Genomic DNA, 14,974 nt, shown 5'->3' with positions numbered 1-14,974 from the left:
TCTACGCGGCTCTGGAAACTGAAGCCATGGCCGCGTAACTAAACCAAATCAGCCTCCGGCAAACCCGGCGCGGTTCATCCGGACGCGAATCGGAACATTCCTAGTTAGTTATTTATAACTAACTAGGTGCGGACGTGCATATTGTCAACTGATGCGCCGTCGAGGCCCGCTCCTCATGGAAATTTCCCGGGCGCGGACACCCAATTTTGCTTGGCCCGTGCCTGCGGCGCTTACCGCATGTCGCGGCTCTGGTCTCCTGCGGGAAACCGGGCTGGAGAGCCCATGGTTCACTGCTGGGAGGCCGATGCGTGAACAACACCGATGGCATAAGGTGGCAGTTTCTCGATCGCCCAACTACTCCACCGCGCGGCTGGCGTGCTTGGCACCGCTCAAGGCCTCCCACGCGTCATACTGCGACAGGAAGACCTTGCCGTTCAGTTCGTCGAGGAAATGTGAGGTCTTGAGGCGATCCATGACCGGACCCTTGACTTCGGACAGATGCAGGCCGACGCCCATATCCCTCAGCCGATAATTGATGGCCTCGAGGCTTTCGAGTGCTGAATAGTCCACCTCGTTGACAGCGGAGAACATCAGGACGACATTTTCGATCGCGCAGCCTTCGGTCACCCGCTCTTGGATCAGGTCTTCGAGGAAGCGGGCGTTCACGAAGTAGAGGCTCTCGTCCACGCGCAGCGTCAGAAGGGTCGGAGCAGTGAGTACATCATGGCGCAGGATGTTGCGGAAGTGGTGGGTGCCGGGCACCAGCCCAACCTCGGCCACGTGCGGTCGTGAAGTCTTGTAAAGGTGTAGGAGAACCGAAATCGCCACGCCGCTGGCTACGCCCACCTCGACGCCCACCAGGAGTGTCAGCACGATGGTGGTGGCGACAGCGGCGAAATCGGCCTTGGAATAGCCCCATGTCTTCTTCAGGATCGACAAGTCTACGAGGCTCAAGACCGCAACGATGATTGTTGCCGCGAGCGTTGCCTTGGGCAAGAAGTGGACGAACGGCGTCAGGAACACAGAGGCGAAAAGCAGCCCCAGCGCGGTGAAGGCCCCGGCGGCTGGCGTTTCGGCGCCCGCATCGAAGTTGACAACCGAGCGTGCGAAGCCTCCCGTAACTGGGTAGCCGCCGGTGAAAGCCGCGCCAACGTTCGCTGCGCCAAGGCCGATCAGTTCTTGGTCGGGATGGACCCGCTGGCGTTTCCTGGCGGCGAGCGTCTGTGCGACCGAGATCGATTCCACGAAACCGATGATTGAGATCAGAATCGCAGGCACCAAGAGCGCGCCCAATAGATCTGGCGCAAATGAGGGCATTGTGAACGGCGGCAGACCCTGTGGAACCTCGCCGACGATGGCCACACCGCGTTCGGCGAGGCCAAGGGCCCAAACTGCGAGCGTGGTTACGACCACCGCCGCTACCGGACCGGCCTTGGTGAGCATGTCAGCGGGAAAGGCTGGCATGCCGACGCGTCGCAGAAGCGGCTTCAGCCCCTTCCGTACCCAGAACAGGAAGACGGTGGCAGCCACGCCGATCACCAGCGTGATCCAATTGACTTGGTCAAGATGTCCGAAGAGAGAGTCCAGCATTTTCGGCAGCGAGTGGCCGTCGGCGGCGACACCTAGGATATGCTTGAGCTGGCTAGTGGCGATCAGGATGCCGGAGGCTGTGATGAACCCTGCAATCACGGGATGGCTGAGGAAATTGGCTAGGAATCCCAAACGGAACACGCCTAGCAATACTAGAAATACGCCCGAAAGGAACGCCAGCGACAGCGCCGCGAAGGCATAGCCTGCCGTGCCCTGTTCGGCCACCTGTCCGACCGCCGAGGCGGTCAGCAGTGAAACGACGGCGACTGGCCCTACGGCCAAAGCGCGCGATGTGCCGAAGATCGAATAGAGGATGATGGGTGCGATCGAGGCATATATGCCTGCTTCAGGCGGCAGGCCCGCCAGAAGCGCATAGGCGAGCGACTGCGGGATCAGCATGATCGTCACGATCACCGCTGCGATCAGATCGTTGGAAAACGTCTGCCAATCGTATTGGCGGCTCCAGTCCAAAATGGGCAAGTAACGGCGAAGCGAGTTCATCTGTTCTGGGTCCCGAAAAGCAGCGGTCAAAGCTTTGAGGCATCATTTCTGAGCTGCATCTTGCCAGCAGGGACTCTCAGCGTCATTGAGCATCCACCACCTTGATAGGCTCGGGGTGCGCCAGCCACTCCTTGCCTTTCAGCATTGCGTACCAGTAGATTGGCGGTAGCATTTTATCCTTTAGGAACCAGGCTAGGCGGCTGGGCTTGGTGCCGTCGATCAGCCACTTCGGAAAGCTAGGCTTGAGCACCCCGCCATAGGAGAACTCGGCCAGAACGATCTTGCCTCGCTCCACCGTCAATGGGCAAGAACCGTAGCCATCGTACTGCGCCGCGGGCGAGCGGCCCTCGATATCTGCCATGATGTTCTCGGCCACGGTGGGGGCCTGCTTGCGCGCCGCGGCGGCAGTCTTGGCATTGGGTGCGTTCATGACGTCGCCCAGGGACCAGATGTTTTCGTAGGTCTTGTGACGCAGCGTGGCTGGGTCGACGTCGACCCAGCCGGCGGCGTCGGCCAGCGGCGAGACGCGGATGAAGTCCGGCGCCGTCTGCGGCGGGCAGACATGCATCATGTCGAACTTCATCTCGACGCGGCGCGGCTCTTTTCCGGGTTCCTTGACCTCGAAGGTGGCCGTCTTCGCCGGGCCATCAACGGCCACAAGGTTATGAAAGAATTCGAGCTTGACTTCGTATTTCTTCACATACTCCATCAGGGCAGGCACGTAGTCCTTCACTCCGAAGAGCACGCCGCCCGCGTTGCAGAAATGGATGTCAATGTCCTTTAGTCGCCCTGTGCGGTACCAGTGATCTGCCGAGAGATACATCGCCTTTTGCGGAGCGCCCGCGCATTTGATGGGCATCGGCGGCTGGGTGAATAGCGCGGTCCCGCCCCGCATCCCCTGCACCAGCTCCCATGTATAGGGCGCAAGGTCGTAGCGGTAGTTCGAGGTGACGCCATTGCGGCCGAGCGTCTCCACCAGACCTTCGACGACCCCCCAGTCGAGCTTCAGGCCCGGACAGACCACGAGGCGATCGTATGTCACCACACGGCAGCCATCCAGGATGACGGCATTGTTCTTTGGCTCGAAGGCGGCGACGGCGGCCATGATCCATTTCACCCCGCGCGGAATGAGCGAGCCCATGGCCTTCGCCGTCTGCTCGGCCCTGAAGATGCCACCCCCCACCATTGTCCAGCCAGGCTGGTAGTAGTGCACATCGGAAGGATCGATGATGGCGATCGAAAGGTCCGGCTTGCGCCGCTGCAGGCTGGACGCCGTGGCGATGCCCGCGGCACCACCGCCGACGATCACGACATCGAACTTCGCATCGCCCGTTTCGGTCGGCGTCTTCCCCCCATTCGCAATCCGGCGCGCGACTCCGGTCATGTCATAGCCTGCAGCTTTGGTCGAGGCCAGGATCTCGGGCAGCGGACGCTTCTTGGCCTCATGCAGCGACCAGAGCGTGGCCGAACGCGTGCCAGTGCGGCAGTAGCACAGAACCGGGCGCGGCACCTTCTTCAAAGCCGCCCCGAAGGCCTCCACATCCTCGTCCCGCACCATACCCGATTGCACCGGCACATAGGCGGCCTCGATCCCGAGTTGCTCCGCCGCGCGGCGGATCTCCTCGAAGCTCGGCTGGTCGCTACCCTCGCCATCCGGGCGATTGCAGATGATCGCGCGAAACCCGGCCTTCTTCACCTCGGCCAGTACCGGCAACGCGATCTGCGGCGACACCGACACCTTTTCAGTTATTTTTCTTATTTCCATTGATCCCACCTTTTTAAAACTTATTTGCCGGGATCTTGAAATAGCTGTGCCCGTCGTCTTCAGGCTCAGGCAAGCGGCCGCCACGTAGGTTCACCTGCAGCGCCGCGAGCATCCGGTCCGGCAGCGGGAGCGTTCGGTCGCGCGCCTCGCGATTTTCAACATATTCCTGCTTGGACACGCCTCCGCCCACATGGATGTTGTTGGCCTTCTGCTCCGCGACCGTGCTTTCCCATGCGGGCTCCGCGCGTCTGTCGGTCCCTTAATCGTGACCGATGAAAATGCGATAATGGTCGGGGTGGTCGAGGATCGCCATGACACTGTCATAAAGCTTAGAGGCCGATCCGCCGGGAAAGTCGGCGCGCGCGGTGCCGGCGTCAGGCTGCATGAGCGTATCATGGGCGAAGATCGCATCGCCCACGACATAGGTGATCGAGCCAAGCGTGTGACCGGGCGACAGCATCACCTTCACATTCAGTTTGCCGATCCTGAAGGTGTCGCCATCGGCAAACAGGCGATCAAAGTGCGGATCGATAGGGAAAGCCTCTGGTGCATTGTAGATTTCGCGCCAGAGTGCCGCTATGTCGCGCACTTTCTCGCCAATGGCCATCGGGATGCCAGTCTGCTCCTTCAGCCAGGCGGCGGCCATGAAGTGATCGGCATGGGGGTGCGTGTCGAGGATCCATTCCAGTTCCAGCCCGTTCCGCGCAATGTAGTCCAGCGCCCATTGCGCATGCTCGAAGGCGGTGGAGAACGACTTTGGATCGAACTGCTGCACGATGTCGATCACCGCGCATTTTCGCGTTACCTCGTCGATGCAGATATACTGGCAGCTGCCGGTGTCGGGCTCATAGTAGCCCACGACGGCCGGGCTGCCTGCGCCGCGCGACTGTGAAACCTTGCTGATAATTTCCCTGTTCACCGGAAGCTCCTCTGTTCTTTGCACGTCGGAAGCTCACACCTCTTCCACCGTTTCAAGAAAGTGCGCGCTGTAGGCGGCCTCGCCCAGTCTTTCGAGGAGACCCATCTGCGTCTCAAGCCAAGCCTTGTGCCCTTCCTCGTCCAGCACGATCTTCTCGAAAAGAGCGCGCGACCCGATATCGTTTTCCTCGCTCGCCTCTCTTGCCGCACGCGAATAGAACGCGATGGCTTGCTCTTCGTCCTTGAGATCTGAGGCGAACATGTCTCGCAGCGTCTGCGCCCGGACTGGGGGCTTTTCAAAGGCGACCTCGGGACTGCCCTTGAGGAACAGAATGCGTCCGATGAAGCGGTCGGAGTGGTTGGCTTCTTCCGCCTGCTCCCGTCGCATCTTTTCGGCCAGTCTTGTGAGACCCCAGTCTTCCAGCACATGGGCGTGCAACTGATACTGATGCATTGCGCTCAGTTCCATCTTGAGAGCCTTGTTCAGGTTTTCGAGCGTTTTCTTGTTCGACACGCCGACCTCCATCAGAAACTCGGCTTTTATCGGAAGCTCCGCTGATCAAAGCTTGTTGATTGGAACCTTCAGCATCTGATTACCGTCCTTGTCGGTCGGAATTTGACCCGCACGGATGTTCACCTGGATCGAGGGTATGATCAGCGTCGGCATGGCCAACGTCTTGTCCCGCTCGGTGCGCATCTTTATGAATTCCTCGCGTGTCTTGCCGCCGCCGACATGGATGTTGTGCGCCTTCTCCTCGGCCACAGTGGTCTCCCACTTCACCTCGCGCCCGCCGGGCTTGTAGTCGTGACACATGAAAAGCCGCATCTGGTCCGGCAGGCTCAGCACCTTCTGGATCGAGTCGTAGAGCGTGCCCGCGTCGCCGCCGGGGAAGTCTGCGCGCGCTGAGCCGCCATCGGGCATGAAGAGCGTATCGCCCACGAAGGCCGCGTCGCCGATGACATGGGTCATGCAGGCCGGCGTGTGGCCCGGCGTGTGCATGGCGAAGGCGCTCATGTTGCCGATCGTGTAGGTGTCGCCTTCAGCGAAAAGCGCGTCGAACTGCGATCCGTCGCGCTGGAACTCGGTGCCCTCGTTGAAGATCTTGCCGAAGACCTGCTGCACGATCTTGATGTTCTCGCCAATGCCGATCTTGCCGCCGAGCTTCTGCTGGATGTAGGGCGCCGCCGAGAGGTGGTCGGCATGGGCATGGGTCTCGATGATCCATTCGAGCTTCAGGCCCTGCTTGCGGATCTCGCCGATCAGCATGTCGGCATGATCGAAGGTGATGCGGCCGGCGGCGTAGTCGATGTCCATCACGCTGTCGATGATCGCGGCCGCGTTCGAGGTCGGATCCTTGACGATATAGCTGATGGTCGCGGTTGCCTCGTCGTAGAAGCCTTTCACCACCGGCTTCACGCTCATGTCCACCGGATAGCCGGCGATGGGCGTGGCAATCGCCGCGGCCATCTTCCGTTCATGTGCGTCGATTTTCTGATGCGTGTTCATCTGTCCATCTCTTTTTTGTGTGTCGGCTGTCAGGCGCTCACAGGACGCGAGATCAGCGGTTGTCCCTTCAGGATCCGGGCCAATGCGAGGCCCACAACGACGGCACCGAGGAAAAGCACAACCTCCCAACGGCCGGTTCCGAGGGCGGGAATGGCTGCGCCCGGACAGAAGCCGGCTATGCCCCAGCCAATCCCGAACAGCGCCGAGCCGCCGACGAGCCGGGAGTCGATCACCTTCGAGGCCGGCACCTGGAAGCGGTCTTCGAAGAGCGGTTGCGCGCGCCGCCAGACCAGACGGTATCCAATGAAGGTCACAATGACGGCGCCGCCCATCACGAAGGCGAGGCTCAAGTCCCAGGTGCCGGCGATATCGAAGAAGTTCAGCACCTTAGCGGGGTTCATCATACCCGAGATCGCGATCCCGAGGCCGAAGACCAAGCCCGTGGCCCATGCGTAGATCAGTTTCATGGGGTCAACCTCCAAACACGTGGCGGATCAGGTAGACGGTGACGGCCGCGGTCGCCATGAAGGTCGGCACCGCCACCAGCGAGCGCAGCGAAAGTCGCGACAGGCCGCAGACACCGTGGCCCGACGTGCAGCCGGATCCGAAGCTCGCGCCGAGGCCCACGATCACGCCGCCGATGGCGATCATCGTCGGGCTGACTGGCACGTCGAGCGCGGGCCAGGCCCCGGTGACGATGAAGATCAGCCCGGGCGCCAGCACCATGCCGAGCACCAACGCGGCTCGCCAGGCAAACTCCGACCGGCTTTCTGCAAAGACGGAGCCCGAAACAATGCCGGTCGCGCCGAAGATCCGGCCAAGGCCCAGCATCAGAAGCACGGCGGCGAGCCCGATCAGAAGGCCGCCGCCGAACGAGGCAGAGGGGGTGAAAGCCGTCTCCATCTCAGCACTTCTTGCAGGTCTTGATCCCGATCAGCGAATAAAGCGGGCACATCCGGATGGCGGAGGTCGCCAGCATCACGACCCCAATTACGACGGCGCCGTATTTGAACAGAGGCGCGGCAAAGGTAGGCACGCCGCTGAGGAACGCGAGATAGAGCAGGACGACACCCAGCGCGGCGCGCAGGATACGGTCGATGTTTCCCATATTGGCGGTCATGGTGTCCTCCAGATGCAAGAGCTGAAGGTCACATAGGACCTTGCTCTCTGGCTTTCAGTGACAATGTCACCCAACGGACATTTTTTCGGGGAAACGCCTCTCAACCACTTTCTGCAAGCGCCCTCAGGCCCGGCTTATCGACCAGCGCGATCCGCCCTCGCGACTGCGCGATCAGCCCGCGTTTCTGGAAATCGTTCAAGATGCGCGAGATCACCTCGCGGGCTGTTCCAAGCTCGTCGGCAAGCTGCTGGTGCGTCGCTGTGATTTCCCGGTAGCCCGCGGCGAGGGTCAGGAGCCGGTCGGCCAGTCGCACGTCCATGCGCCCGAAGGCCACGTCGTCGACGACGCGGAGAAGATCGAGCAGCCGCCTGGAGTATGCCGCGAACACGAAGTTCCGGAACGCCGACTCCTCGCCGGCTAGCTGATCGAGCGCGAGCTTGGGTAGGCTGACGATGGTGACGTCGGTCTCGGCGGTGCCTTCGGCGTTGTAGGCCTCTTCGGCCAGCATGCAGGCCGTGGTCAGTACGCAGCTTTCCCCCGCCTCGACCCGGTAGAGCACGATCTCGCGCCCGTTGTCCGAGCTTTGCGAGACGCGGATCGTGCCGTCGTAGAGGAACAGAAGATTGTCGGGCACGTATTTGGGCCCGAAAACCTGTTCGCCCTTGGCGATGCGCCTGACGTTCGCGAACTGCAACAGCCTGTCTCGGACATGGCGGGGAAGGTTGCTCGTGCCCTGAAACCGCTGCGTCCAGTCGCCGATGCTCATCGCGTCCTCCCCAATGGCGCGACGATGTTCGCCTCGATCGGGGCGATGCGCGTCAGCAGGTCGTCCTTGTTCGATGCAATTTCGGCCAGCGTCAATGTATCCAGAACATCCATGAAGGCCTGCGTCGCCCGTCGCAGGGCCCGCGAAAGCTTGCAGACGCCGATCAGCGGGCAGGTGTTGGTGTCGGGGTTGAAGCACTCGACCAGGTTCAGCGGCCCTTCGGTCAGGCGGACGACGTCACCGATCACGACCTCTTCGGCGGGTCTTGCCAGGCGGAACCCGCCGCCCCGGCCGCGGATCGTCTCGAGATATCCCGCCCGCCCAAGCTCATGTACGATCTTGACGATGTGCGGTCGTGCGAGCCGGTGCACCCGCACGACGTCATCGACCCGAATTCGCTCCGGCGCCTTGATCGTGGCCAACTGAAGCGTGCGCAGGGCATAATTGGAATAGGCGGTGAGTTTCATCGTCTACCTCCTGAAATTAGCTCTACTGGAGATATAACTTTTTGCAAGATCGGTGACATTGTCACTGTCTGCGCGAATGGGCGGCCTTATGTCGGTGATCGAAACCAACCAGCAAACCGACGAGGACACAATGAGCTTGCATATCGGCGACATCGCCCCCGACTTCGAAGCCGACACCACCAAAGGCCACATCAAGCTCCATGACTGGGCGAGCGACGCCTGGGTGTTCTTCTTCAGCCACCCGGCCGATTTTACCCCAGTCTGCACGACCGAGATGGGCCGCACCGCGCAACTGGCCGAGGAATTTGCCAAGCGCAACGTTAAGCCGCTTGGCCTGTCCACCGACACGGTGGAAGAGCACAAGAAGTGGATCGAGGACGTCAACGACACCCAGAACACCACGCTCGATTTTCCCATCGTGGCTGACCCCGATCTGACGATCTCCAAGCTCTACGACATGATCCACCCCGGCGAGAGCGCAACCGAGGCCGTGCGCACCGTCTTCATCATCGACCCGCAGAAAAAGCTGCGTCTGACGATGACGTACCCGATGAGCGTCGGCCGCAACTTCGACGAGATCCTACGCGTGATCGACGCGCTGCAGACCGCCGACCGCAACAGGGTGGCGCTGCCCGCCGACTGGCGCCCGGGCGGCGAGGCGATCATCCCGCCCTCGATCCCGAACGAGCTGGCCAAGGACCTCTTCCCGCAGGGCTGGGAAGAACTCCGTCCCTATCTCCGCAAGGTGAAGCTAAGCGCCTGACAACGCACAAACTCGTTCACGAAGGAGCTTCGCACATGGACCGCCGCCGCTTCCTGACCCTTGCCGCCACCACTCTGGCCATTCCCGGCCTGATCGGTCGCGCGCATGCCAACCCGGTTGCGGGCCAGTCCCTGCCGATCCCTGACATCCTGGATGTCACCGGCTCCGCCGATGCTGTCCTGGAGGCGATCCGGGGCACGACGGCCTTCGTCGAGGGCGGTGCGGCGCGCACGACAGGGTACAGCCAGCCCTATCTCGGCCCGGTGCTGCGGATGCGCCGGGGTGAGATCGCGCGGCCGGTGTTGCGGAACCGCCTGGACATCCCCGTGACCGCGCACTGGCACGGGGCGCATGTTCCGGGTGCCGTGGATGGTGGTACGCAGCTCGCCGTTGCTCCAGGCGCCAGCTGGGCACCGGAGTTGGAGATCGATCAGCCGGCGGCAACGCTCTGGTACCACTCGCACATTCACGGGCAGACCGGGCGGCAGGTCTATCACGGGCTCGCGGGCATGATGATTGTCGAGGATCCGGGCGCGCAGAATCTTGGCCTGCCCTCGGCATGGGGCGTGGACGATATTCCAGTGATCATCCAGGATCGTCGGTTCGGGCGCGGCGGCCATTTCGCCTATGACCTTGACATGCCGACGGTCATGCACGGTGTCCGGGGCGATACGGTTCTCGTCAATGGCGCGGTGCAACCCAACGCCAGCGTCGCGCGCGGGCTGGTACGCCTGCGCCTGCTGAACGGTTCCAACGCGCGGATCTACACGCTGAAACTCGACGACGGGCGCGGGTTTCACCAGATCGCCTCGGATGGTGGCTTCCTGCCCGCTCCCGTGGCTCGGGATGCGCTGGTGCTGGCTCCGGCCGAGCGGGCCGAGATCGTCGTGGACCTGTCGGACGGCGCAACGGTCCGGCTGGTGTCGTTGCCAGACACGAATGCGCCGATGGGCGGCATGATGGGCGGTGGCGGAATGATGCGGCGCATGATGGGCGGCATGGCTGGCACCGATCCGGAAGCCGTGACGGATGACGGTGCATTCGCGGTCCTGAGCCTGACACCGGACCGCCCCGCACCAGCCGGGCAGGCCCTGCCGCGCACCCTTGCCGGCGCCCCCGCGCCAATCAGCGACGAGCCGGTACGGCGTCGCCGCATCGGTCTTCAGATGGGTCCTATGGCTATGCGCGGCGCCGGCAACCCGCTGGCAATCAACGGCAAGGCTTACGACATGGGCCGGGTCGACTTCGAAACGCGACGCGGGGAGGTAGAGCTATGGGAGGTGTCGTCCGACATGATGGCTCATCCCTTCCACATTCATGGCACCTCGTTCACTGTCCTGAGCCGCAACGGACGCCGCGAGCTCTTCGAGCAGATGGGCGCCAAGGACGTCCTTCTGGTCGACGGCGAGGCGGAGATCCTCGTCGAATTCCGAAAACCCGCCGACCGCGCAACGCCTTACATGTTCCACTGCCACATCCTCGAACACGAGGATGGCGGCATGATGGGACAGTTTACCGTGGCCTGACGCCTAAAAATCAGGAGCATTTGCATGTTCGACAGCTTCAGCGCGGAGACGCTGGCGCGCGCGCAGTTCGCCTTCACCGTCTCGTTTCACATAATCTTCCCCGCCTTCACAATCGGGCTGGCGAGTTGGCTTGCGGTGCTCAATGCGCTCTGGCTGCGCACGCGCGACGAAGCCTATCTGACGCTGTTCGAGCACTGGAAGAAGATCTTCGCCGTCGCCTTCGGCATGGGCGTCGTGTCGGGCATCGTGATGTCCTACCAGTTCGGCACCAACTGGTCGGTGTTTTCAGACAAGGCCGGCTCAGTCATGGGGCCGCTTCTGGCCTATGAGGTGCTCTCGGCCTTTTTCCTCGAGGCGGGGTTCCTCGGCATCATGCTCTTTGGGCGCAGCCGCGTGGGCGACGGGCTGCACATGTTCGCCACCGCGATGGTGGCCGTGGGCACGCTAATGTCGGCCTTCTGGATCCTCAGCGCCAACAGCTGGATGCAGACGCCGCAGGGCCACGGGATCAACGAGGTCGGACAGTTCGTGCCGGTGGACTGGTGGGCGATCGTCTTCAACCCCTCCTTTCCCTATCGCCTCGTGCATATGGTGATGGCGGCCTATCTCACTACGGCCTTTGTCGTGGGCGCGGTGAGCGCCCTGCACCTCCTGCGTGATCGGAGCAACCCGATGGCGCGGCGCGGCTTTTCCATGGCGATGTGGATGGCGGTGATCGTGACGCCCCTGCAGATCCTTGCCGGCGACATGCATGGACTCAACACGCTCGAACATCAGCCGGTCAAGGTCATGGCGATGGAGGGCCATTTCCAGAGCCATCCCGAGGGCGCGCCGCTCTATCTCTTCGGCCTGCCCGATCAGGAAAATCAGAGGCTCGTTTACGCCGTAGGAATCCCGAAACTATCCTCGCTCATCCTTAAGCACGACCTCAATGCGCCGCTCGACGGGCTCGATACCGTCCCGCGCGAGGATCAGCCGCCGGTGGCCATCGTGTTCTGGGCCTTCCGCATCATGGTGGCGCTCGGCTTTGCCATGCTGGGGCTGGGTCTTTGGGCGCTCCTGCGCCGGGTGCAGGGTCGGCTTTACGACTGCGGCGCCCTGCATCGCACGGCGCTTGTCCTGGGGCCGTCGGGCTTCGTCGCGGTGCTGGCGGGTTGGGTGACGACCGAGGTCGGGCGTCAGCCCTTCACGGTCTATGGCCTCTTGCGCACCGCCGACAGCCTAGCCCCGGTCGCTGCGCCGGCGGTGGCGGCCTCGCTTTTGGCCTTCATCGCCGTCTATTTTTTTGTGTTCGGGGCCGGGACCTTCTACATCCTGCGCCTGATGAACCGGCTGCCCGGCGCCGCCGATAGCGGTGACGAGGGGCCGACCCGCGCGGCTGGCATCACGCCCGCGTCGCAACTCAGACCCGACGCCTTCGTTCCCGGCGAATAAGGAGGACCGGACATGGCATTCGATCTCGCCTTCATCTGGGCCGCGCTCATCGCTTTCGCCGTGCTGACCTATGTGATCCTCGATGGCTTCGATCTCGGCGTCGGCATCCTGTTCCCGTTCGCCGGATCCGAAACCGAGCGCGACACCGCGATGAACTCGGTGGCGCCCGTCTGGGACGGCAACGAGACCTGGCTCATCCTCGGCGGCGGGGGCCTGTTCGCCGTGTTCCCGCTCGCCTATGCGGTGGTGATGCCGGCGCTCTACATGCCGATCACGCTGATGCTGCTGGCGCTCGTGTTCCGCGGCGTCGCCTTCGAGTTCCGCTGGAAGACGCGCCGCTGGAAGTCGGTATGGGATCACGCCTTCTTCGGCGGCTCGCTGATGGCCGCGCTCTCTCAGGGCATCGCGCTCGGCGCGCTGGTGCAGGGGATCGAGGTGCAGGGCCGCGCCTATTCGGGGGGCTGGTGGGACTGGCTCACGCCCTTTTCTGTGCTCACCGGGCTGGCGGTGGCAACGGGCTATGCGCTTCTGGGCGCCACCTGGCTGGTCATGAAGACCGAAGGCGGGCTGCAGCACCGGATGCGGCGGCTGGCCTGGCCGCTAGGCTTTGCCACGCTCGGCTTCATGGGGCTGGTGAGCCTCGTCACTCCCTTCCTCGAGCCGGTCTATTTCCAGCGCTGGTTCAACCTGCCCGGCAGCCTGTTCAGCGTGGCCATGCCGATGCTGGTGCTCGGGGCGGCATGGGCGCTCTTCACCGGGCTCAATGACGGGCGCGACCTGCGGCCGTTCCTCGCGGCGCTGTCGTTCTTCGTGCTGGGCTTCATCGGCATCGGCATCAGCTTCTACCCGATGATGGTGCCGCCCTCGATGACCATCTGGCAGGCCGCGGCGCCCGACGCGAGCCTCGGCTTCGCGCTCGTCGGCGCCGTCATCCTGGTGCCGATCATTCTCGCCTATACCGCCTACGCCTACTGGGTGTTCCGCGGCAAGGTGCGGCATGGCGAGGGATACCACTGATGCGGCCCGCATTCCGGCGCGGTCTGTGGTTCGTCGCCCTCTGGGCGCTTGGCGTCGGCGCGCTTGGCGCCGTCGCCGCCGCGATCAAGCTTTTCCTCTGACCCCATTCATGGAGACCATGATGAAGAAGACCCTCATCGCAGCTGCCACCGTCGCGGGCCTCGCCACTGCGGCGCAGGCGGGCGAGAAGCGCCTGGTGACCGTCGTCACCTCACCCGACGCGCAGACGCAGCTCATGTCGATGGTGCTGACCATGCAGGCGGTGCAGCAGGGCGCCAAGGTGCGAATGCTGCTCTGCGGTCCGGGCGGCGACATCGCTCTCAAGGACGCGCCTGAAAGCGCCATCGCGCCGCAGCCGCCGCGCGGCATGAGCCCGCAGGGCCTGATGCAGAAGATTATGGAGGCCGGCGCCACGGTCGAGGTCTGCGCGATCTATCTGCCCGGCCGCGGCGTCGGTCCCGAGGCGCTGATCGAGAATGTGGGCGTTGCCCGCCCGCCCGAGATGGCCGGCGCGATGCTGGATGACGACGCCATCGTCTGGTCGTTCTGAGGGAGGCCCCTATGCGACCCCTTGCCCATCTCTGCGCGGCGGCGCTGATCGCGCTCGCGCCGCTCTCGGCCCCGGCGGCCGAGCCGCCTGCCGACCCCGAGAAGCAGACGCCCTGGGGCCTCTATCTCACCGCGCGCGAGGCGGCGGAAATGAAGGCCGCCCAGGGCGACGCCGTGCTCTTCGTCGATGTCCGCGACCCCATCGAGATCATGTTCACGGGCTTTGCCGATGCGCTGGACGTGAATGTGCCGTTCCTGCTGTCGAACCCGGCGAAGTGGAACGACAAGAAGCAGGTCTTTGCCATGGAGCCCAACCCGGATTTCGCCAAGGCCGTCGAGGCGGCGCTCCATGCCCGCGGGCTCGACAAGTCGGCGCCGGTGGTCTTGATGTGCCGCTCGGGCGGCGAGCGCGGCGCGCCCTCGGCCAGGGCGCTCGCGCCCTTGGGCTTCGCGCAGGTCCATGTCGTCGTGGATGGCTTCGAGGGCGGCTCGTCGAAGGCCGAGCCGGGCAATCCCGCGCGCAATGTCGAGGGCTGGAAGAATTCGGGCCTGCCCTGGAGCTACAGGCTCGACCGTGAAAAGATCTGGTTCCCCCACTGACCCCTGACCCCCGCCGCCGCGCCGCCCCGACTGGCGCGGCGGCATCATCTGATGGAGACGACATGAAGACCGAAGAGACCGACAAGGGCCGCTTGGAGCACTGGACGCCGCAGGACTTGGCCGAGGCGTTTGCGCGGAATGAAGTGGCGATCATCGACGTGCGCACGCCGCAAGAATATTCCTTCGAGCACATCAATGGCGCGCTGCTGGCGCCGCTCGCCACCTTCGAGCCGCGCAACCTGCCCTCGCAGCAGGGCAAGCGGCTGGTGTTGCACTGTGGCTCGGGCCTGCGCTCGCGCAGGGTGGCCGAGGCCTGCCTCGCCGCGGGCATCTCACCCGTCGCCCATCTCGAAGGCGGTTTCGGTGCCTGGAAGGCGGCGAAGCTGCCCTATATGGCGATCGACCCGGCCACCGGCGGGATCAAGCGGGTGGAGCCTGCGGGTACCTGATC

The 14,974-nt window shown here is 63.5% G+C and carries 18 protein-coding genes; 7 read left to right on the top strand and 11 right to left on the bottom strand.

Annotation, left to right across the window (positions count from 1 at the left end):
* Window positions 1-354: 354 nt before the first annotated feature.
* The 11 genes from sulP to Q0603_RS04060 form a co-directional block, all read right to left on the bottom strand.
* On the bottom strand, window positions 355-2,091 hold the full coding sequence (gene sulP / locus Q0603_RS04110; protein WP_298722479.1) for a sulfate permease: 1,737 nt from the start codon (window positions 2,089-2,091) through the stop codon (window positions 355-357).
* A gap of 82 nt (window positions 2,092-2,173) precedes the next feature.
* On the bottom strand, window positions 2,174-3,856 hold the full coding sequence (locus Q0603_RS04105) for a bifunctional protein tyrosine phosphatase family protein/NAD(P)/FAD-dependent oxidoreductase (RefSeq protein ID WP_298722495.1): 1,683 nt from the start codon (window positions 3,854-3,856) through the stop codon (window positions 2,174-2,176).
* A gap of 13 nt (window positions 3,857-3,869) precedes the next feature.
* Window positions 3,870-4,034, bottom strand: coding sequence for a hypothetical protein (locus Q0603_RS04100; protein ID WP_298722476.1), 165 nt, complete (start codon window positions 4,032-4,034; stop codon window positions 3,870-3,872).
* An 81-nt stretch (window positions 4,035-4,115) separates the two neighbouring features.
* Window positions 4,116-4,775 carry an MBL fold metallo-hydrolase gene (locus Q0603_RS04095; RefSeq protein WP_298722473.1) on the bottom strand — a complete coding sequence of 220 codons (660 nt, stop codon included), beginning with the start codon at window positions 4,773-4,775 and terminating at the stop codon, window positions 4,116-4,118.
* A 33-nt stretch (window positions 4,776-4,808) separates the two neighbouring features.
* Window positions 4,809-5,288: a bacterioferritin gene (locus Q0603_RS04090; protein WP_298722470.1), complete on the bottom strand. Its 480-nt coding sequence runs from the start codon at window positions 5,286-5,288 to the stop codon at window positions 4,809-4,811.
* A gap of 45 nt (window positions 5,289-5,333) precedes the next feature.
* Entirely contained in the window at window positions 5,334-6,281 is a 948-nt protein-coding gene (locus tag Q0603_RS04085) for an MBL fold metallo-hydrolase (protein WP_298722467.1), read from the bottom strand.
* 29 nt (window positions 6,282-6,310) lie between these two features.
* Window positions 6,311-6,748, bottom strand: coding sequence for a DUF6691 family protein (locus tag Q0603_RS04080; protein ID WP_298722464.1), 438 nt, complete (start codon window positions 6,746-6,748; stop codon window positions 6,311-6,313).
* Between the two features lie 4 nt (window positions 6,749-6,752).
* Window positions 6,753-7,184, bottom strand: a complete 432-nt coding sequence (locus Q0603_RS04075) for a YeeE/YedE thiosulfate transporter family protein (protein ID WP_298722462.1) — start codon at window positions 7,182-7,184, stop codon at window positions 6,753-6,755.
* Between the two features lies 1 nt (window position 7,185).
* Window positions 7,186-7,401 (bottom strand): DUF2892 domain-containing protein, encoded by a 216-nt coding sequence (locus tag Q0603_RS04070; protein WP_298722459.1) that lies wholly within the window; start codon window positions 7,399-7,401, stop codon window positions 7,186-7,188.
* Window positions 7,402-7,501: 100 nt separating this feature from the next.
* The gene (locus tag Q0603_RS04065) at window positions 7,502-8,167 is read right to left on the bottom strand and encodes a Crp/Fnr family transcriptional regulator (protein ID WP_298722455.1); all 666 of its coding nucleotides are present in this window, start codon (window positions 8,165-8,167) and stop codon (window positions 7,502-7,504) included.
* A complete protein-coding gene (locus Q0603_RS04060; protein WP_298722452.1) occupies window positions 8,164-8,634 on the bottom strand; it encodes an Rrf2 family transcriptional regulator in 471 nt (156 codons plus the stop codon). The genes Q0603_RS04065 and Q0603_RS04060 overlap by 4 nt, the downstream gene beginning before the upstream one ends.
* Window positions 8,635-8,764: 130 nt before the next feature.
* Between Q0603_RS04060 and Q0603_RS04055 the strand changes: the two genes are divergently transcribed.
* The 7 genes from Q0603_RS04055 (at window position 8,765) to Q0603_RS04025 (ending at window position 14,972) form a co-directional block, all read left to right on the top strand.
* The gene (locus Q0603_RS04055) at window positions 8,765-9,397 is read left to right on the top strand and encodes a peroxiredoxin (RefSeq protein ID WP_298722492.1); all 633 of its coding nucleotides are present in this window, start codon (window positions 8,765-8,767) and stop codon (window positions 9,395-9,397) included.
* A gap of 35 nt (window positions 9,398-9,432) precedes the next feature.
* Window positions 9,433-10,923, top strand: coding sequence for a multicopper oxidase domain-containing protein (locus tag Q0603_RS04050; protein WP_298722449.1), 1,491 nt, complete (start codon window positions 9,433-9,435; stop codon window positions 10,921-10,923).
* A gap of 24 nt (window positions 10,924-10,947) precedes the next feature.
* Window positions 10,948-12,357, top strand: coding sequence for a cytochrome ubiquinol oxidase subunit I (locus tag Q0603_RS04045; protein ID WP_298722446.1), 1,410 nt, complete (start codon window positions 10,948-10,950; stop codon window positions 12,355-12,357).
* 12 nt (window positions 12,358-12,369) lie between these two features.
* On the top strand, window positions 12,370-13,374 hold the full coding sequence (gene cydB, locus Q0603_RS04040; protein ID WP_298722443.1) for a cytochrome d ubiquinol oxidase subunit II: 1,005 nt from the start codon (window positions 12,370-12,372) through the stop codon (window positions 13,372-13,374).
* Between the two features lie 121 nt (window positions 13,375-13,495).
* Complete coding sequence (locus Q0603_RS04035) at window positions 13,496-13,924, top strand: DsrE family protein (protein WP_298722441.1); 429 nt, start codon at window positions 13,496-13,498, stop codon at window positions 13,922-13,924.
* Between the two features lie 11 nt (window positions 13,925-13,935).
* Window positions 13,936-14,523: a rhodanese-like domain-containing protein gene (locus tag Q0603_RS04030; protein ID WP_298722438.1), complete on the top strand. Its 588-nt coding sequence runs from the start codon at window positions 13,936-13,938 to the stop codon at window positions 14,521-14,523.
* Between the two features lie 62 nt (window positions 14,524-14,585).
* Window positions 14,586-14,972 carry a rhodanese-like domain-containing protein gene (locus Q0603_RS04025; RefSeq protein ID WP_298722435.1) on the top strand — a complete coding sequence of 129 codons (387 nt, stop codon included), beginning with the start codon at window positions 14,586-14,588 and terminating at the stop codon, window positions 14,970-14,972.
* The last annotated feature ends 2 nt before the right edge of the window (window positions 14,973-14,974 follow it).

It is taken from the genome of uncultured Ferrovibrio sp. (assembly GCF_937960835.1).
GTDB lineage: Bacteria > Pseudomonadota > Alphaproteobacteria > Ferrovibrionales > Ferrovibrionaceae > Ferrovibrio.
Note: the sequence above shows the minus strand (reverse complement) of the source record. Positions and strands in the feature narration are given on the sequence as shown.